13 protein-coding genes and 1 tRNA gene are annotated in these 18,239 nt (G+C 54.0%); 3 read left to right on the top strand and 11 right to left on the bottom strand.

Annotated features, from left to right (window positions below):
• Positions 1-12 precede the first annotated feature (12 nt).
• From pth to B7994_RS08570, 8 genes are all read right to left on the bottom strand, one after another.
• The gene (pth, locus tag B7994_RS08605) at positions 13-567 is read right to left on the bottom strand and encodes an aminoacyl-tRNA hydrolase (RefSeq protein ID WP_088638055.1); all 555 of its coding nucleotides are present in this window, start codon (positions 565-567) and stop codon (positions 13-15) included.
• A gap of 17 nt (positions 568-584) precedes the next feature.
• Positions 585-1,802: an FISUMP domain-containing protein gene (locus B7994_RS08600; protein ID WP_088638054.1), complete on the bottom strand. Its 1,218-nt coding sequence runs from the start codon at positions 1,800-1,802 to the stop codon at positions 585-587.
• A gap of 24 nt (positions 1,803-1,826) precedes the next feature.
• Positions 1,827-3,656 (bottom strand): fibrobacter succinogenes major paralogous domain-containing protein, encoded by a 1,830-nt coding sequence (locus B7994_RS08595; RefSeq protein WP_088638053.1) that lies wholly within the window; start codon positions 3,654-3,656, stop codon positions 1,827-1,829.
• A gap of 10 nt (positions 3,657-3,666) precedes the next feature.
• Positions 3,667-5,205, bottom strand: a complete 1,539-nt coding sequence (locus tag B7994_RS08590) for a PEGA domain-containing protein (protein WP_088638052.1) — start codon at positions 5,203-5,205, stop codon at positions 3,667-3,669.
• Between the two features lie 142 nt (positions 5,206-5,347).
• Positions 5,348-5,986: a 50S ribosomal protein L25 gene (locus tag B7994_RS08585; protein ID WP_088638051.1), complete on the bottom strand. Its 639-nt coding sequence runs from the start codon at positions 5,984-5,986 to the stop codon at positions 5,348-5,350.
• A gap of 37 nt (positions 5,987-6,023) precedes the next feature.
• Positions 6,024-6,095 (bottom strand) — tRNA-Gln (locus B7994_RS08580).
• A 97-nt stretch (positions 6,096-6,192) separates the two neighbouring features.
• Positions 6,193-7,062, bottom strand: coding sequence for a 4-(cytidine 5'-diphospho)-2-C-methyl-D-erythritol kinase (gene ispE, locus B7994_RS08575; RefSeq protein WP_088638050.1), 870 nt, complete (start codon positions 7,060-7,062; stop codon positions 6,193-6,195).
• Positions 7,063-7,067: 5 nt separating this feature from the next.
• On the bottom strand, positions 7,068-10,061 hold the full coding sequence (locus tag B7994_RS08570) for a DNA translocase FtsK (RefSeq protein WP_088638049.1): 2,994 nt from the start codon (positions 10,059-10,061) through the stop codon (positions 7,068-7,070).
• Between the two features lie 61 nt (positions 10,062-10,122).
• On the opposite strand from B7994_RS08570, the gene B7994_RS08565 reads away from it, so the two are divergent.
• Positions 10,123-13,167: a CHASE2 domain-containing protein gene (locus B7994_RS08565; RefSeq protein WP_088638048.1), complete on the top strand. Its 3,045-nt coding sequence runs from the start codon at positions 10,123-10,125 to the stop codon at positions 13,165-13,167.
• Here the strand turns inward: B7994_RS08565 and panC are convergent, their stop codons facing one another.
• Genes panC through folK form a run of 3 tightly spaced genes read right to left on the bottom strand, consistent with a single transcriptional unit; the run spans position 13,168 to position 15,188 of the window.
• The gene (gene panC / locus B7994_RS08560; protein ID WP_088638047.1) at positions 13,168-14,019 is read right to left on the bottom strand and encodes a pantoate--beta-alanine ligase; all 852 of its coding nucleotides are present in this window, start codon (positions 14,017-14,019) and stop codon (positions 13,168-13,170) included.
• Positions 14,020-14,028: 9 nt separating this feature from the next.
• Positions 14,029-14,679: a deoxynucleoside kinase gene (locus B7994_RS08555; RefSeq protein ID WP_088638046.1), complete on the bottom strand. Its 651-nt coding sequence runs from the start codon at positions 14,677-14,679 to the stop codon at positions 14,029-14,031.
• Complete coding sequence (gene folK, locus B7994_RS08550; RefSeq protein ID WP_088638045.1) at positions 14,679-15,188, bottom strand: 2-amino-4-hydroxy-6-hydroxymethyldihydropteridine diphosphokinase; 510 nt, start codon at positions 15,186-15,188, stop codon at positions 14,679-14,681. The genes B7994_RS08555 and folK overlap by 1 nt, the downstream gene beginning before the upstream one ends.
• Before the next feature lie 208 nt (positions 15,189-15,396).
• Here folK and rho point away from each other — a divergent pair, with 208 nt between their 5' ends.
• Entirely contained in the window at positions 15,397-17,340 is a 1,944-nt protein-coding gene (gene rho / locus B7994_RS08545) for a transcription termination factor Rho (protein ID WP_369832765.1), read from the top strand.
• 85 nt (positions 17,341-17,425) lie between these two features.
• Positions 17,426-18,232: a pyrroline-5-carboxylate reductase gene (gene proC / locus B7994_RS08540; protein ID WP_088638154.1), complete on the top strand. Its 807-nt coding sequence runs from the start codon at positions 17,426-17,428 to the stop codon at positions 18,230-18,232.
• The last annotated feature ends 7 nt before the right edge of the window (positions 18,233-18,239 follow it).

Below are 18,239 nucleotides of genomic sequence, written 5' to 3'. Positions count from 1 at the left end.
GGCTCGGCTATACTATTTTCCGTTATAGCGTTCCATGCACTTCTCCATGCCAAGCTTAAAGTAGCATTCAACAAGCGCCGGGACCTTGGAAATGGCCTCTTCGAAGGCGGGGCGGTCCTCGGGAGAGAACTTCGCGAGCACCCAGTTGCTCAAATCGAATTTCGGGGGGCACTTGCCCACGCCAAAACGGATACGCGGGAACTTGTCGCCCACGTGCTCGATGATGTTCCTGAGCCCGTTCTGCCCGCCGTGACTGCCGTCCTTGCGGCAACGGATGCGGCCCACGTCCAGGTTAATGTCGTCGCTGAAGACCAGCAGGTGGTCGACCTTCACCTTGTACCAGGTCATAAGGGCATGCACGGCCTCGCCCGAGAGGTTCATGTACGTCTGCGGCTTGGCGAGCAGGCATTCCTCGCCCGCGATGTTCACCTTCATGGTGAGCGCCTTGTGTTCGCTTTTCCAGTCCTTGTTCGGGTCGGCAAGTTTTTCGACCGCCATGAAGCCCGCGTTGTGGTGCGTGTTAGAGTACTGAGTACCAGGATTTCCGAGACCGACGATAATGTACATGGCTCAAATTTAGAAATTTAATCCTTGACGCAACGGACAGAAAGAAATCCATCCGAAGCATCTTCCACAATGCTTGCAGATTCGTTAGACAAATCGGCGTAATAAATGCTATCAGGATAAATTTTGGCGGAAGAGGTCCAGAAAGCAGCGAATTCACCCGTGCTAAAGAAAAGGATCGGTTCATAATATGGACCATACCCCGCAATACGCGCCCCATTATAGTAAACAGGAATATAGGGATCCAGCGTATATGAATCGACCTCGTAGCCCTGTGAGTTCAACTCATTCCGCTGGCTTTCGTCTCCCGTGAAGTATGGTGCCTGCGACAAGTCGATTCCGTCAAATTCAACGAAGGCTCCTTCACCCTTATGCTCCAAAAGAGACCAACCATTGATAAAATCCGCATAGGTCGCCGAAGGCCACTTTATCTGGAAAACAATACGACCTCCAGCAGGGATCGAACTTTCGATGTGGATCGGCAAATAACATTCACCGTTCTCATCTACGGTCTGTTCTCCAAAGCTGACTTGGGGTTCACCTAAACTGATGGGCTTTTCCAGAGCAGGAGTCGCCCCCAGATAGAAATGGAGTTCAAGATTATTGAATGCACTTGACTCATTATTGACGATTTCGACAAAGAAGTCTCCACAGTCGTACCAGGCATGATACTCATTGCACCTATCCGTATTCTGATACGCCGTAGGTTTTATCAGGACATCGATCTTTGCATCGGTATTCAATTCGCGGTATGTTTCCATATCGACATAGCTGGCGGCTCCAGCAGCCATGGCAGAAAAACCATAATCATCTGATCCGCTCATGCCGACCTTCCAGCCACTCGTAGACTTGAGCTTTGTTCCCGAATTGTCGCCTACATAATAGAAAAGAGTTCTCCATTCCGCTTCACTAGGGACATGCCACCCATCAGGGCAAATTCCATCTAGCGGCCAACCATAAAGGCGGCCATAACTACTGCAGTTTTCCTCCAGATAAACAAAGCACAAACTTGCTGGGGTATTGTAATTCAGATTTTCCGCCATCCATTCCTGACCCCCGAGAGTAACAGTCCTGTAGGTCCGGCCATCACGGTAGTCGGTCATTTCACCAGAAACACCATCTTTCCCGCTGGAATCCTCTGGGCCATACTCATCTTCGATTTTCTGCGCATAGTCGGTGCAGGCGCATAGCAATGCGGCAACGGAAAAAGAAACTATGACGCCGAAGAAGTTTTTCATATATCAGAACCTTCTACAACCTACCTATTGATCCCTGACACAGCGAACACTGTTTCCATCATGTGCATCGGGGTTGTCACGCACCATAGCACTGTCGGTGTCAAAGCGAAGATCCATATTATATGCAGCAGTGCTGTTCTGCACCCTGGAATTACTCCAGAAATAGGCACCCAGGGTTTTATCGGTAAAATCTTGATAATATCCACGGCGGCCGGCAGGGAGTGCCGTAAAGCCATAGTCATCGCTACTGATCGCACCATCTTCCCAGCCATCTACGGCCTTAAGGCGTGCTCCAGCCACGGCTTTCCCACCCGCAAGATCAATCAGCGTACTGAATTCTTCCGGTGAGGGCAAATGCCAGCCATCGGGACAAGCCGATTGTGCGGATTCCCATGGATAAAGACGTCCATACCTTTCACAATTTTCTTCTTCATATTCAAAACAGAAACTGTCTTCTTTTCCGTAATTCAAGTTCTCCGCCATCCAGGTCTGGGAGCCGATGGTTACGGTCCTGTAGGTCTGTCCGTCGCGATCGTCAAAGAGGTCTTCATCCTGGTAAAAGACAACAGACGAAGACGAGGATCCCGCGCTGCTGGAAGAACGAGAACCCTCGCCATCCATAATGCAACGGACACTGTTTCCATCAGCAGAATCATAGTTATTACGTATCAATGCATCGCCATTGTCGGTTATTACCAGATTATATCCAGAAGTGCCATTTGATACCTTGGAATTGCTCCAGAAGAACGCCTTTGAGCCTTCATCGGAGTAATTACCGTCATTGCCCCTAAATCCACCAGGGAGCGCAGAAAAGCCAGAGGAATTATCGATGGGATTGGCAAAGTTCCAGCCGTATTCCATCCTCAACGCAGAACCTGCATCCCCGCCCACCGTTGCAAGCAGAGTATCAAACTCTTCTGGCGAAGGCAGGTGCCAGCCTTCCGGGCAAGCATTTTGTGCCGCAGTCCAAACATAGAGGCGACCGTAATCGATGCAGTAGAGTTCTTCATCGTTATAACAGTAGCTATCATCCATTTCAAATCTGAGGTTTTCAGCCATCCATGTCTGCGAGCCAATTTCTACAGTCTTATAGGTTCGGCCATCGCGATCGTCAAAGAATTCCCCATACGAGCGTTGACTGGATGAAGACTCGGGCCCCAAACTGCTTGAAGACTGGTCGCTTTCTCCATAAAGGCAGCGTATGGAATAACCGTAATTCCGGCTCCCTTGATTCAGACGAGCCTCTTCATAGTCATTACGCATGATCAGGTAGTTCGCAAGGGTATCGTTATCCCCTTCAGTTGAGCTCCAGAACCCCGCAGTAAAGCCTATTCCATCAAAATATCCTTCATAGCCAAGCATGCCCGCAGGCAACGCGCTGAAGCCAAAGGGATCCAAGCCATTACCATTATCGTCCCAACCCTTGGTAAACTTCAGCATTGTCGCGGCCGTAGACATGCCACCAACATTCCCTATCAGCGTTTCAATTTCCATTCTTGTAGGCAAGTGCCAACCGGCGGGACAGGCATTCAAAGCAGCATTCCATTTATAAAGGCGACCATACGTATCGCAATTCTGGTTATTGTCCTCATAGCAATAGCTATCCCCAACTTCGTAATTCAGGTTCTCCGCCATCCATATCTGGCCTGCAATATTAATTGTCCTGTATCCACGGCCATCACGGCCGTCTGTCATGTATCCGTACAAGGTATCCTTAATCTCATTGTCAGCCATGCTGGCATCATCCGGATCAAATTCGTCCTTGATTTTCTGGGCATAGTCAGTACAGGCGCACAACAGTAGCGCGACCAAGGCAAAAAGCCACGACATCGATAAAAAAGTCTTCGTACGCATTTCAATATTCCTACCAAACGAGGAAAGTCACACCCAAAGCGAAACCGAAACCTCCAAGCGCAGTCAATCCCCAGCCAATATTCCGAATGGTCTGATTTGTCTTGGCCTCGTCCATTTTTTCCTGATAATTTTCGGCATTCGCAGCCTGGTAGCACTCTTCTGCATAATTATTGAAAAGAATGCCCAGCGTTATGCCTGCACCCAGCAACGCTGCAGATACCGGCAGAAGCCAGGCCGCATGGTCAATCAGGTCGGTAGAAGAACTCGTATTCACGTTCGAGGGGATGCTCGTTCCGGGTTCAGGTTTCGATTCCGTCTTGTCCTGGGCGACACCGCGACGTTTCCTCAGCGGCGCACCACCCGAAACACTACCGAGGCCGCTGGATTCCTGCACGACGTATTCGTAATCGACCGTCTCCCCAGGAAGTAATGTAAGGTCCAGGGCTGTCCTGGAGGAACCCTCGCCTATTTCAATCTTCGAACACAGGGGAACACTTCCCAGATACGGGGTCTCGCCAACCGAGTTGCCGTTGACAAACACTGGGAGCTTGAGGGGTTCGCCCGATGACTTGCTTGCCGAAAGCGAGATACCGCTAGCAACCGGCACGAGAGCATCCTTGAATGATTCTTCCTTGCCCTTGTAGATTCCGACCTTGAAAGATACGGGCTTGTAGCAACGGTGGTTAAGTTCCACGGCATGGATTCCCGGATCCAGCTTGATCGTGCCGGGAGCCTGTTCGTTGCCATCGACCGTCATCTTGAATTCAGCAAGCGTTCCACCGGCCGATAGCACGGGATCGACGACAAGAGTTCCGTAGCGAGGCACGAGGTCTAGCGAAATCTGCTGACCGTTGCCAGTAATCGAGAAAACCCCTTCGGCATCCTCGTGCTGGTCGAGTACGGCGAGGAAGCGGTGTTCGCCTGATTCGAGGAGGACCTGGCACGGAGTCGACGTGCACTTCGGCACCGGGCGGCCATCAATGCTCAGCGCGGCGCCCTGCGGATTGGTCGTGACATGAATTGCGAAAGACTGGTTCTCTGCGCCATCAAATCCAGTTCGAATGATACCCTTCGTACCGCCGCGGACCTTCTTGAAAAAATCGGGAGCCTTCGTCTTGACAACTTCCAAAAGCGCATCCACATCGGCACCAAGCCCATTAAAGCTAGCAAGAAGCTTGTTTCCGGCAGTCTCGTATATTTCCGCGCTGATAGCGAGTTTCGAGCCAACCTTGCTGACACGCGCCTGAGCCACGTAGTCGGCCTGAATATTCTTGCCTGTCTCCACGAGGCAGGTTCCCTCGCAATCCTCGATCGTTTTCCCGGGCGGCAACATCTCCTGGATGTTCTCGCGGGTCATGATGGTAAAGTTCTGTTCAGCAGGAAGCTGCTGTACAGCCAGTTCACGAAGCATATTGGTCACATACAGGCGTTCCTGCACCGAAACGACATCCTTGCTATCGGAAACTGTTTCTAGGACGGCGACATACTTTGCGAAAGAAGTTCCCGCAAAGAGGGCCAAAACGAGAAAGACATTGATAAGGCGGCTCATACTCAATAAATAAATTTTTTTTTGCAATAAAGCAACACCGCCTAGTTCCCGTGTGATATTTAGACACCTAGGGAAACGTCTTTTTCATGCAAAAAGGGCCTGCCAGAGTCTGGCAGGTCCCCTTGTAAAACCGAGCAAAAAATTACTTCTTTTCTTCGGCAGCCGGAGCAGCGGCGGCGGCAGCAGGAACTGCGGCAGCGGCATCAGCGGCATCGTCCTTCTTCTTGGACTTGGAGGTAATCGTGAAGATCACCGTGCGCGGGAGGCTAGCGAGTTCGCAGCCTTCCGGAAGCTTGAAGGACTTGGCATAGAACGTGACGTTCGTCTCGAAATCGGAGATGTCCATTTCGAGAAGAGTCGGGATGCAAGCCGGCTTGGCGGAGAGCATGAGGTAGCGGGATTCCTGAGAGAACACGCCGCCCTGAGTCTTGACGCCGACCGGAAGACCGGTGAGCTTGACCGGCACGCGGACCTTGATCTTGGAGTCTTCACCGATCTTGATGAAGTCGATGTGAGTGATTGCCTGAGTGATGGCATCCTTCTGGTAGCTGTAGATGACAGCGGGATTGCCGGCCTTGCCGTCGATCTCGAGGTCGAGAAGGGTGTAACGCTTACCCGGGGCGAGAACCTTGCGGACATCGATAGCGCTAACGCTGATGTTCACAGACTCCTGACCCTTACCATAATAGACGGCCGGGATCTGGCCAGCCTTACGAAGGCGGGCGTTGTCGCGGCTCTTGCCTAGCACTCTCGAGGTTGCTGCGAGTTTTGTGAGTTCCATTTTAGACTCCAATTGAGGTTTATTGTTAAAAGTTTCATTGGGGTAGCTGGATTCGAACCAACGAATAACGGAATCAAAATCCGTTGTCTTACCACTTGACGATACCCCAATGGTGGGGGCAAATATAAAAAAATTTGGGGATTTTTTAAAGGGAACTTGTTTATTTCTGCGCAAAAAGGGCCATTTTCAGGCTATAAAATATTTTTTTATGTATGCCAGAATTTGGTCAGGGCGAGGTAGCGGGAGTACGGCTGAAGGGCCTCGGCGGCGGATTGGGCGGAAGACCTATCTGCGAAGATACCGAAAACGGACGCTCCGGAGCCGCTCATAAGGGCGGCCTCAGCCCCGAGGTCGAGGAACTTTTCCTTCATCGAGGCGACGAGCGGATGTTTTGGGAACACGGAAACCTCGAACGCATTGAAAAGCGACTTCGGATCGAGGATAAAGGCTTCTCGGGCGGCCTTGTTCCCCACGCACGACTCCTTGTAGTTCTCCCAGCGGTCCGGCCCGGACTTGGGGACTCCCGCATAGGCATCCTTCGTGGGGACGCTGTCGTGCGGGGTCGCGATGAGCAGGACCTTGCCAGCAGGCAAGTCTAGCGGCTCCAAGAAAGAAAGCTGCTCGCCGATGCCCTCGGCGAATGCCGTGCCGCCTCTGACCAGGAAGGGCACATCGGCCCCGAGTTTCGCACCAATGCGTTCCAGTTCGGCAGGCGGAAGGCGCAACTCCCAGAGGCGGTTCAGCGCGCGGAGCGCCGCTGCTGCATCGGCAGAACCACCGCCAAGGCCTGCACCGAGCGGCATTATCTTGTCCAGAAAGATATCTGCACCCAGATCGTTATTACCTACATGCGAGCGCAATGCGACTGCGGCCTTGTACACGAGGTCCGATTCCATAGGGTATTCCTGCGGGTTGCTGTATTCCAGATGGATTTCGCCGTCATCGCGTGAACTGAACTCAAGCGTATCGCCGACATCGACCGTCTGGAACACCGTTCCAAGGTCGTGATAGCCGTCATCGCGCTTACGGATGACATCGAGGAACAAGTTGATTTTTGCAGGAGCAAATTCTTTCATAGTGATTATCTAAAAGCGCCGGAGCGTTCGAGTTGCATGAGTTCGTCCATGCCGATAAGCATCGCGCGGGGCTTGGAGTTGCCGGTACTGCGGGCGCACAGGCCCATGCCATAGAGCTGGTCCACGATCTTGCCCGCGCGGCTGTAGCCCACGCTGAAGTGGCGCTGCACGGCCGATGTAGAAAGACCGTTCCCGCATTCGATGGCCCACTTGGCGACTTCGAACAGGAGTTTGTCCTTCTTCTCGTTCATGGCGGCATTCTCTTCGCCGTCCTCGCCTTCCCCGCCGGCTTCCTCGACCTCGAAGGTCTCGAGCTGCGGGTAGCACACGTTCTGGTTGCTGCAGGCGTCGGCAAGTTTTTCCGCTTCCTCGTCGCTCAGGAAAGCGCCGTGTACGCGAACCGGGTCAGGTGCGTTCACTGCCTTGAACAGCATGTCACCACGGCCAAGCAACTTCTCGGCACCGGCATGGTCCATCACGGTGCGCGCGTCCACCTGCGACGCCACCTTGAAGCTGATACGGGTCGGCAGGTTCGCCTTGATGTTACCGGTAATCACCTTCACCGACGGGCGCTGGGTCGCAAGCACCAGGTGAATACCCACGGCGCGCGCCTTTGCGGCAAGGCGGCTCACGTTCTTCTCGATTTCCTTGCCGGCGACCATCATGAGGTCAGCCATCTCGTCGATAATCACGACGATAAACGCCATGCGATGGCCGCGGTCAGTATCGGGCACATCTTCGGGAAGCAAGCCGGCATCGAACTTCTCGTTGAAACCATTGAGGTTACGCACCTTCGCCTTCGCAAGCACCTCGGTACGGCGGTCCATCTCGTAGCAAAGCCACTGCAGCGCCTGGATGGCAACCTCGGGCTTGGTAATCACGGGCGCGAGCAAGTGCGGGATGTTCTCGTACATCTTGAGTTCCACCGCCTTCGGGTCCACGAGAATCATGCGGAGTTCGTCAGGTGTCTTGCTCAAAAGCATGCTCGCCATGAGGGCGTTAATGCAGACGGACTTACCGGAACCGGTCTGGCCCGCAATCATCAGGTGCGGAGCCTTCGCCAAATCCATCGAGAACGGCTCGCCGGAGATATCCTTGCCGAGGGCCATGATAATCTTGTCCGGCGTGGGCTTGAACGCCTCACTCTCGAAGATGTCGCGCCCGAAGATGGTCTGCATCTTGCGGTTCGGAATCTCGATACCCACGGCGCCCTTTCCGGGAATTGGCGCAAGGATGCGGATAGAGACGGCCTTCAGGGCCATCGCGAGGTCATCCTGCAAGGCGCTGAACTGAGACACCTTCACGCCTGGGCCCGGTTCCACCTCGAAACGCGTAATCACGGGGCCGGTCTCGCAGCCGACCACCTTCCCCTTCACCTTGAAGTTCTCGAGCTTTTCCTCGAGCATGCGGCCAATCGCGTTGAGTTCTTCCACAGTATAATCTGCAGGCTGCGGGTCATGCGCGTCGAGAATTTCGTCCACCGTCGGAATGCGATACGGGTCGTAATGTACCGTCGGATCAGGCTGCGGAATACCATTTGCGGCACCGCCCGTAAACGTCGTGCCCGAAGAGGATGTTCCAATCTGGTTCGGGGCCTCGTATGTCGGGTCCTGCTCCACCTCGTCGCTCGAGACAATCTCGGGCATAAACGTGTCATCATCGTCATTACCACCGACAACGTCGCCTTCACGACCCACTGCAGTTCCGGCAACCAAGTCTTCCGCATTTACATCGTCCGGAGCCAAACGCGTCTCTTCGCCGGCAACAACCGTCCTTTCAACAGTTGCGCCCGCAGCAACGGTCGCATTCCCGGCAACCCGTGTCATGTCGTCCGGTGCAGCGGCAGGCATTTCCTCGCTGGGCTGTCCACGTACAGCGCCCTTCACCACGAGGTTTCCCTTGCGTTCGCTCTCCCACTTGATTTCTTCGCGGGCACGGCGAATCTCAGCAATCTTGTCGCGGATTTCCTTGATTTCGAGTGCGCTCATTCTGCTGTAATTTTCACGCAGTTGCTGTTCCAGACGTAAAATTTCGGGATCCTCGCCCGAAAATTCAGGCGCAGCCGTTTCTGCAGGAGCAGCGTCCCCAACATCCGTCGGCATATCCGGATCAAGGCCGCGTGTCCCATAGGCTCCACGCGCCTGTTCTATCGTATCATCAAAATCTCCGGCACGCGAAATCGGGTCGGGCGATTCCATCCAGTTCTTGCGCGCGCTAAAGGGCTTCAATCTGCCACGATGCCTAAGCTTGTAGCCATCGGGCTCATTAAAGATGGTATCATCGTCCATGAAAGTGATGCCCTTGCGTCTGGATTCAGCCGAACTCTCGCGGGAATCATCGTCATCTTCGGACTCGTCGTCTTCGGGCTCTTCTTCTGCAGGCTTCTTACGGAACAGCCCCACAAACCAGCGCATTCCCTTTGCAATAAACGCAAAATGCCTCGGGCGGAGCCCGAACGAAAGAACAAGAATCAGGGCCAGCACCACAAGCAAAACCAGGAGCGGGGCCATGCACGACACCTTTCCGAACACGGGAATTGCAATGTTCTGGCTAAAGAACTGCCCAACGATACCACCGTTCATCATCATCACGTCGCGGCTCACCTGGGCCTCGCCGTAGTTCTTGAGGGAAAGGAGGCATGAAAGATCGAGCGTCAGCAACCCCGTACCGATGGCAAAACTGAGCAGGCGTTCGCGCAGTTGTCGCACTGCAAGGAACAGACCCCAGAGCACAAGCGCGACCGTAAAGACAACCACGGGCAACTTGCCAAATATGAACGAGAATAGTTCGGGAACAATCTTGCCCAGATAGGGGCCAAGCCAGTTCCCTTCCGAGCCGCTATACACGGAACTCACGCATCCGAGCAGCAGGACAAGCCCGACAGCGACCAGGAACCACCCGCCGAGCACTACAAAAAATGGGACATCGGATTCAACAGGGGCTTTTTCCCTGGTTTTCGTACTCGTTTTTCTTGAATTTTTCTTTTTCTGTGCAGCCAAAATACGCTCCTAGGGCAAATCCTCCCGAAATATACATTTATTCTTTTATTATACTTAAAGTATGAACAAAAAAATCTTGAAAAAGATAAAGAAGATTGTTGTCGGCGTTGTCATCACCAGCATGATCCTTTTCCTCATCCTTCTTTTGGGAAATGCGCAGGATCCCTATATCGATGTTGCCCGTACAGCCGCCGAAGACATGGAAAACTTCTTCTACGACCAATTCTTCAAGATTAAGACTGGAAAGACCTTCGAAAAGCTCGAAAAAGACGGCAAGGTGTCCATGAGCCACAGTTTCGAGCCCAACATCATGATTGTCGATATCGACGAGAATGCACTCACCAAGCTAGGCAACTACAACGAATGGGACAGGTCTATCCACGCGAACGTCATCAAGAACCTTAACGAAGGCGGAGCGTCGGCGATAGGCTTCGATATTCTGTTCAAGAGCGCGGACTTCGGCCAGAAAAAGGCGGAACAGACCATCGGAATCCTCAACACGATCGATACGACGCGCCAGTGGGATTCTCTCTTCTCGGACATCCGCTCGCACTACAATTTCGACTCCCTGATGATCAAGGAGATCAAGAAAAGCGGGAACGCCATCACGTGCTTCATGATGGACGACTCCACCTCGTTCAGCCACAAGTCCGTGTGGGAAAAGCTCGCGACATACGACCGTGCCGAGGAACTCGGCTTCGGTTCTACCTTCGAAAACTCGCAGGTAGACTCCATTACCCACGTAGAACCCAAGACCCTGCTTGACAACATCTATCCCGAACTGGCCCATGCCGGCGCATATATGGGTTCCGTGAACGCCTACCCCGACGACGACGGCGTGGTCCGCCACGTTTCCATGCTTTACCGCTACCCGAACCCCTACGCCTACGAAGATGTCCCAAGCCGCGTGTATTCCACGATGTCCCTGATGACGGTCCTCCACCTGTTCCACCAGGACCCGAAAAACGTCAAGATCAAGATGGGCCATTACATCGAGCTGGGCAAGCCGTTCGGCATCTACCGCGATTCGGCAGGCACGTTCCATGCGACCTACCCGCAGTTCAGCTACCCGATGTTCCTCGAGCTCCGCAAGTTCCTCAAGCGCAAGGACGCGCAGGAACGCGCCTCCGACGATATCATAGACGTTACCAAGAAGGTCATCGCCACCAAGAACAAGGATGGAGAAATTCTCTTCTCGCTCTTTGACGGTCAGTCACTCGACGCAACCGAATCCAAACTGCTCATCGACATTGCCAATACCATTCCCAGCGATTCCTTTTTCACCATCGAAGAGGGCGAAGAGAAGGAAATCATGGAAGGTATAACCGTCACGAGGGAAAACGAAAGCGAATCCAACGTCCAGTTCATCATCAACGACACGAACAACGACGAGGAAATCATCGTCACGGCAAGCGTACTCAATACAATCCGCTACTTCAGCGATTCCCTCTCCCGCTTCCCCATCGACGAGCCCAAGCACCTTTCTATCGACACCGACCTCCGTTACGACAAGACCTCGAAAAAATGGCTTACCAACCTCGCCATCATGAACGACAAGGTCATCCGTGATATCATGGCCATAGACGAAAGCAAGGTCGACAGCCTAAAACCCGGCGAGGAATTCCGCTTCGGGCCAATCAAGCGAGTTCCCATAGACAACTACGGCCGCTACCTCGTGAACTATATTGGGCGATTCAATACGGACAAGGAAAGCCGCCCGTTCCAGCACCTCTCCTATTACGATGTCACCAAGAACCGCCACGACCAGGCCATGTACCAGGGCAAGGTGTTCATCCTCGGTTCCGCCGCTCCGGCCCTGTTCGACTTTGTGCCGGGCCCGCACGAAGAAAACAACCCCGCCGTGCTCATACACGCGACCATCATCCAAAACATCCTGAACGACAACTACATCGTAAACCTGGCAGAAAGGAACCAGCAGCTTATAGTCATCCTGCTTGCCATACTCTGCATGGCGCTCGGCCTCTTCATCAAGAGTTACATATCCATCGCAATTTCCGTACTCCTCATGGGATCCTACACCTTTGTCGCCTTCCGTTACTTCCAGGATGGTCTCTACATCGGCTGTTCCAAGCAACTGCTCGCCATGCTGCTCACCAACATAGCCGCATTGATTGTCCAGTTCTATTACGAAAACAAGGAAAAGCGATTCCTCGACGGAGCATTCAAGCAATACATCTCTCCCGAACTGATTGACGAAATGGTGAACAACGAGATTATGCCGACCCTAGGCGGCGAAAAATCAAACATCACCGCATACTTTACCGACATCGCAAGCTTCTCCACATTCTCCGAAAAGATTGGCGACCCGAGCCGACTCGTGGACCTTTTGAACGAATACCTCACCGCAATGACGGACACACTATTGAGCAACAAGGGAACGCTCGACAAGTACGAAGGCGATGCCATCATCGCGTTCTTCGGAGCGCCCATGCCGCTCGAGAACCACGCGCAGAGCGCCTGCAGCGCAGCATGCGACATGCAGAGCAAGCTCATGCAACTCCGCAAGAAATGGACATCGGAAGGCGACAAGTGGCCGAAGGTGGTGCACGACATGCACATGCGTATCGGCATCAACTCTGGCGATATCGTGACAGGCAACATGGGATCCACCATGCGCAAGAACTACACCATGATGGGCGACGCCGTGAACCTTGCCGCCCGACTCGAGAGTGCCGCCAAGCAATACGGAGCGTACATACAAATTAGCGAAGACACGCAGAAGCATCTCGAACCGGGCCTGTTCATCTACCGTTCACTCGACACCATACGCGTCGTGGGCAAGAGCCTGCCCGTAAAGACATTCGAACTCCTTGCAAAATCCGACTGCGAAAACAGCGACACCTTGAACAAACTAGTCGAAATCTGGGAACAGGCGCGCGAGGCCTACCTCGCCATGGACTGGGACAAGGCGCAGGAACTCTTCACGCAGTGCCTCGAATTTGAACCGCACCTGCCAGAACGCGACCCGGGAAGCAAGACCTGTCCGAGCCTCGTGTATATCCAGCGCTGCATCGCCTACCGCGAGAACCCGCCCGTGGCACCGGGCGAAACGTGGGACGGCGTGTTTACAGCAACAAGTAAATAATTAATTCAGTTCGATATTGTCGATAAGGCGGGTCTTGCCGAAGAAGGCTGCAACCAGGATGACGGCCTTGTCCGAAGACTTCAGCACGCCGGAGAACTTCTGCAAGTCCTTCTGGTTCACGACCTCGACAAACTGCACCTGACCGCGGTTCAAGAGAATCGACTTCACCACGATATCGCGAAGTTTCGCCACGCCCTTTTCGCCGGCGAGGAAAGCGGCCTTCGCTTCCTTCAGGCCAGTAGAAATGCCGAGAGCCTGCACGCGTTCTTCTTCGGAGAGGTATTCGTTGCGGCTCGAGAGTGCAAGCCCCGAAGCCTCGCGCACGATTGGCACGCGGTGGATTTCGATATCAAAGTTCAAATCCTTCACCATGCGTTCAATGAGGAACACCTGCTGGTAATCCTTTTCGCCAAAGTAGGCGCGGTTTGCCCTGGTGATGAGGAACAGCTTAGAAACAACAGTCAACACGCCACGGAAGTGGCCCGGGCGGTAGGCGCCACAATAAAGGCTTTCGAGGGTTTCGTCGCGAACCATGGTAAGCGGGTCGCCATCCGGATACATTTCCTTCACGGTCGGAGCGAACACGAAATCTGCACCCAAGGATTCCGCAAGCTTGGCATCGGCCTCGAGGCGCTTGGGGTACTTGTCCAGGTCTTCGTTCTTGCCGAACTGGATTGGATTCAAAAACACACTGACAACCGTAATATCACAATCCTTCACCGAGGCCTTGATGAGGGCGCCATGACCTTCGTGGAGCGCACCCATCGTCGGAACGAGACCGATTGTTTTACCCTCTTTCGCAAGCGGTCTTAGCGTTTCGCGAAGAGTTTCGATTGACTTTATGATTTGCATATAACCTTCTTAATTACCTTCTGGAACAAAATAAGTCGTTTGGCGGGGACACGATTCGATGGCATCGAGCACCAGTTTCAAGTGGTTCTCGTTATGCACAAAGTCGATGTGATCCGTGTTGATGATAAGGACGGGCGCATGCGGGTAGTGCCAGAAATGCAGGTCGTAACGGGCCTGCAAGCCCTTGAGGTAGCTGCCTTCTATGGATTTTTCCATCGGGCGGCCACGGTTCTTGATGCGCGAAAGGAGTGTAGGGATGCTCGCCTGCAGGTACACGACCATGTCCGGTCGAGGAATCTCGTGCTCGATGGCCTTCGATACCTGCTCATACATGGCGAACTCGCTATCCGAAAGGTTCTGGGCGGCAAAGATGGCATCCTTGTCGAACGTGTAGTCGCTCACGAGCAAGTCGTGGAACAGGTCGCTCTGGAGCGCGGAATGCTGCAACTGCTTGTGGCGCTCCAGCAAAAAGAACAACTGGGTCTGGAACGCGTAGGGTTCGGGATTCTCGTAGAATTTTTCGAGGAACGGATTGTCCTGGTAATTCTCCTCGATACAGAGGGCATTCCAGCGTTCGGCGATGATACGCGCAAGCGAGGTCTTGCCAACCCCGATGACACCTTCAATGGCGAGAAAATGTACACCCTTGTCAGTAAGCATTACGGTTCCTCCGCTGTGATGGTACGGAATTCGATTTTCCCTTCTTTCTGGAGGAGCTGCGAAAGCAAGTCCTTCATGGTGCAGTTGCTGAGCGGGTCGACCCAATCGGGAGCGATGTCGTTCAGCGGAACGAGCACGAACTGGCGGTTCGGGATTTCGATATGCGGGATGGTCGGGCGTCCGGCCATAACCCTGTTACCAAAGTAAAGCAGGTCCAGGTCTATCTCGCGGGAATTCCAGTGCCCGCGGGGCTTGCGACCGAGCACAAGTTCAGCCCCCTTAAGATAATGGAGCAGGCGCTTCGGATCGCCATCGTACCAAAAGCTCACGACCTGGTTGAAATACGGGCCCTGTCCTTCCGGTCCTACCGGAGGAGTCTCGTAAATAGGGCTTTCCATCCAGCCACCCGACGAAATACGCGAAAGCATATCCCTTCCTTCGGCTAGCCTACGGAATCGCGGCGTAAGATTGCTGCCCAGTGCGACAAAAACGCGGTCTAATGAATCCACATTATTAATATAGCATTTTTCAAAAACATTTGGAGGCACACTTTTTTTTGACAAAGTGGGAATTTTTTTGTATTTTATGAACGATTCCAAGGGAATCCTTATTTCCAATTCATAAATAAATCGAAGGGATTTTTCTTTTTATTCCCTTTTTACATTTTTCAAGAAAATAAAAGTTTAAACACCTCACTCATAGCCAAAGGAACGAAACGTGCCTAGACAAAAGAAGGTTCAGGAAGAGCCGCAACTCCTTTCCGACAGCATTGATATTAACGCATCGATAGATTATGAAAAATTGGGCGACCTAGCCAAGCCCATTCCGGGCGTGGACGCAGCGGATTCCTCGCGCAAGCGCCGTGGACGCCCCAAGAAGCAGGCCGGCGAAGAAGCCGCCCACGAAGATTCCCCCAAAGTAGAAGTCGCACCCTCCGAAGCACCCGCCCCGAAGGCAGAAGCCGCTAGCGAGAAGAAAGCAGACGTAACCCCGCGCGAAGCCAACGGCACCGAAAAGAAACAGAACGAGGCTCGCCAGTCCGAGGCCGCACAAAATGCTACCGCGCCCGAAATGAAGCCCGCCAACGCAGGCGATGCTGGCGCCCAGGCCGCCGCCGCTGATGCCAACCCCCAGAACAACAACGGCAACAACCAGAACAACCAGCAGCGCAATAACAACGGCAACAACTATAATCAAAACGGCCAGCGCAACAACAACAACAACAACAACAACAACCAGAACAACAACAAGTTCAACAAGTTCAATAAGTTCAAGAACCGCCATAACAGGAACCTTCCGCAAGACGATTTCATTGACGAAAGCATCCAGTTGCCGCCTCCTGACCCCGAGAAGGTGGCCGCCGCACGCGCCAAGTGGCGCGAACTCCGCGGGCTCCCGATGTTCGAACTGCAGCAGCGCGCCGAAGAACTCGGCATCGAGGACTTCAAGCGCATGCGCAAGCAGGCGCTCGTGTACAGCATCCTGAGCGCCATCTCCGGCGAAGACAGCCCCATCTACACCGAAGGCGTGCTGGAAATCATTCCGGAAGGCGGCCATGGGTTCCTCCGTAACCCCGACCACAACTACCTCGCCGGCCCTGACGACATCTACATCAGCCGTAACATCATCCGCCGCTACGACCTCAAGATGGGCGACACCATCACGGGCCAGGTTCGCCAACCACGCGAAGGCGAGAAGTATTTCGCCCTGATGCGCATCGACACGGTGAACTTCGAATCTCCCGAAAAGACGAAGCGCCGCGTGGCATTCGAATACCTGACCCCGATTCACCCGGTCGAGAAATTGAATCTCGAATGGAAAAAGGACGAATACGGCACGCGCATCATGAACCTGTTCACGCCTATCGGCAAGGGCCAGCGCAGCATTATCCTCGCCCCTCCGCGTACAGGTAAGACGGTCCTTTTGCAGAACGTGACGCAGGCGCTCACCACGAACCACCCGGAAGTGAAGTTGATGATCCTCCTCATCGACGAACGCCCCGAAGAAGTGACCGAAATGCGCAAGCTCATCGACCGCCTCAAGGACGAAGCCGCCAAGCTGGGCAAGAACGTCCAGGCCGAAGTGCTCGCCTCTACGTTCGACGAGCCGCCCGAGCGCCACATCAAGGTGGCCGACATGGTACTTGAAAAGGCCAAGCGTCTCGTGGAACACGGCAACGACGTCGTAATCCTGCTCGACTCCATCACGCGTTTTGCCCGTGCGAACAACGTTGTCATCCCCCACTCCGGCAAGATCTTGAGCGGCGGTGTGGATGCGAACGCCATGCAGCGCCCCAAGCGATTCTTCGGCGCAGCCCGCAAGATCGAGAACGGCGGAAGCCTCACCATCATCGGCACGGCCCTTATCGAAACGGGCAGCCGCATGGACGAAGTGATTTTCGAAGAATTCAAGGGTACAGGCAACATGGAACTCGTGCTCGACCGCCGTATCGCCGAAAAGCGCATCTGGCCGGCCATCGATATCTTCAAGTCCGGCACCCGCAAGGAAGAGCTCCTGCTTACCGACGAGGAACTGCGCCGCGTCTGGATCCTGCGCCGTTACCTGCAGGACATGACCACAGTGGAAATCATGGAATTCATGCGCGACAAGCTCAAGGTATTCGAAACCAACAAGGATTTCCTTTACTCGATGAACGGATAAATTCAAATGTGAAATGTGGAATGTGAAATGACTAATTGGTTATTACGCATTTCGTATAGCACAAAGGTTTTAAAAGGATATGAACATGAAACAGAAAATTTTCTTTGCAGGCACAGGCAACATGGGCGGGGCAATCCTCCGCGGGCTCCTGAACGCCAAAACCGACCCGAAATCCATTTTCTTCTTTGACCCGAGCGACAAGGCTGCCGAAGCAGTAAACGCCCTCGGTTGCGTGCGCGTCAAGAACTTCGCCGAAGGCGTCAAGAAGGCCGACGTGACCTTCCTCTGCGTGAAGCCGCAGATCTTCAAGCTGGTCGCTGCCGAATGGAAGAACGCCGTCAAGGCCATCAAGGGTACCAAGACGTTCGTGAGCATCATGGCCGGCGTTGCCCGCAAGAGCCTTACCGACGTGCTCGGCGCCAAGAACCAGGTGCTCCGCGTGATGCCGAACCTACCGCTCACCGTCGGCAAGGGCACCGTGGCACTCGCCACAGACGGCGTCTCCGAAGACACGCTCAAGATTGCCGAAGAAATCTTCGGGAACATCGGAGTCACCTGCCGCGTCGCCGAATCGCTGATGGACGCCGTCACCGGACTTTCCGGTAGTGCCCCCGCCTACGTTTTCGAATTCATCGAAGGCCTCACCCGCGGTGGCGTGAAAGCCGGCCTCACCCGCGACGTGGCCCTCAAGCTCGCCCTCGGTACCATCGAAGGCAGCGTCGAGCTCGTGAAGCAGTCGGGCAAGAGCCCGAGCGACCTCTGCGCGATGGTATGCTCGCCCGCCGGCACGACGATTGCAGGCGTGAACGCCCTCGAAGAAGGCGCATTCCGCTCGAGCCTCATCAAGGCCGTAGTCGCAGGCACCGAGCGCAGCAAGGAACTCGGGAAATAAGCGCTGC

The sequence above is a fragment of the Fibrobacter sp. UWR2 genome (genome assembly GCF_002210285.1).
Lineage (GTDB): Bacteria > Fibrobacterota > Fibrobacteria > Fibrobacterales > Fibrobacteraceae > Fibrobacter.
The sequence above is the reverse complement of the archived record's forward strand: the minus strand, read 5'-3'. Positions and strand labels throughout refer to the sequence as shown.

What these genes read in the sequence shown, in the direction of transcription:
- B7994_RS08590 (WP_088638052.1), bottom strand. Translation starts at nt 5,205, where the DNA reads ATGAGCCGCCTTATCAATGTCTTTCTCGTTTTGGCCCTCTTTGCGGGA.
- B7994_RS08595 (WP_088638053.1), bottom strand. Translation starts at nt 3,656, where the DNA reads ATGCGTACGAAGACTTTTTTATCGATGTCGTGGCTTTTTGCCTTGGTC.
- B7994_RS08555 (WP_088638046.1), bottom strand. Translation starts at nt 14,679, where the DNA reads ATGCTTACTGACAAGGGTGTACATTTTCTCGCCATTGAAGGTGTCATC.
- ispE (WP_088638050.1), bottom strand. Translation starts at nt 7,062, where the DNA reads ATGAAAGAATTTGCTCCTGCAAAAATCAACTTGTTCCTCGATGTCATC.
- pth (WP_088638055.1), bottom strand. Translation starts at nt 567, where the DNA reads ATGTACATTATCGTCGGTCTCGGAAATCCTGGTACTCAGTACTCTAAC.
- panC (WP_088638047.1), bottom strand. Translation starts at nt 14,019, where the DNA reads ATGCAAATCATAAAGTCAATCGAAACTCTTCGCGAAACGCTAAGACCG.
- B7994_RS08565 (WP_088638048.1), top strand. Translation starts at nt 10,123, where the DNA reads ATGAACAAAAAAATCTTGAAAAAGATAAAGAAGATTGTTGTCGGCGTT.
- proC (WP_088638154.1), top strand. Translation starts at nt 17,426, where the DNA reads ATGAAACAGAAAATTTTCTTTGCAGGCACAGGCAACATGGGCGGGGCA.
- B7994_RS08585 (WP_088638051.1), bottom strand. Translation starts at nt 5,986, where the DNA reads ATGGAACTCACAAAACTCGCAGCAACCTCGAGAGTGCTAGGCAAGAGC.
- B7994_RS08600 (WP_088638054.1), bottom strand. Translation starts at nt 1,802, where the DNA reads ATGAAAAACTTCTTCGGCGTCATAGTTTCTTTTTCCGTTGCCGCATTG.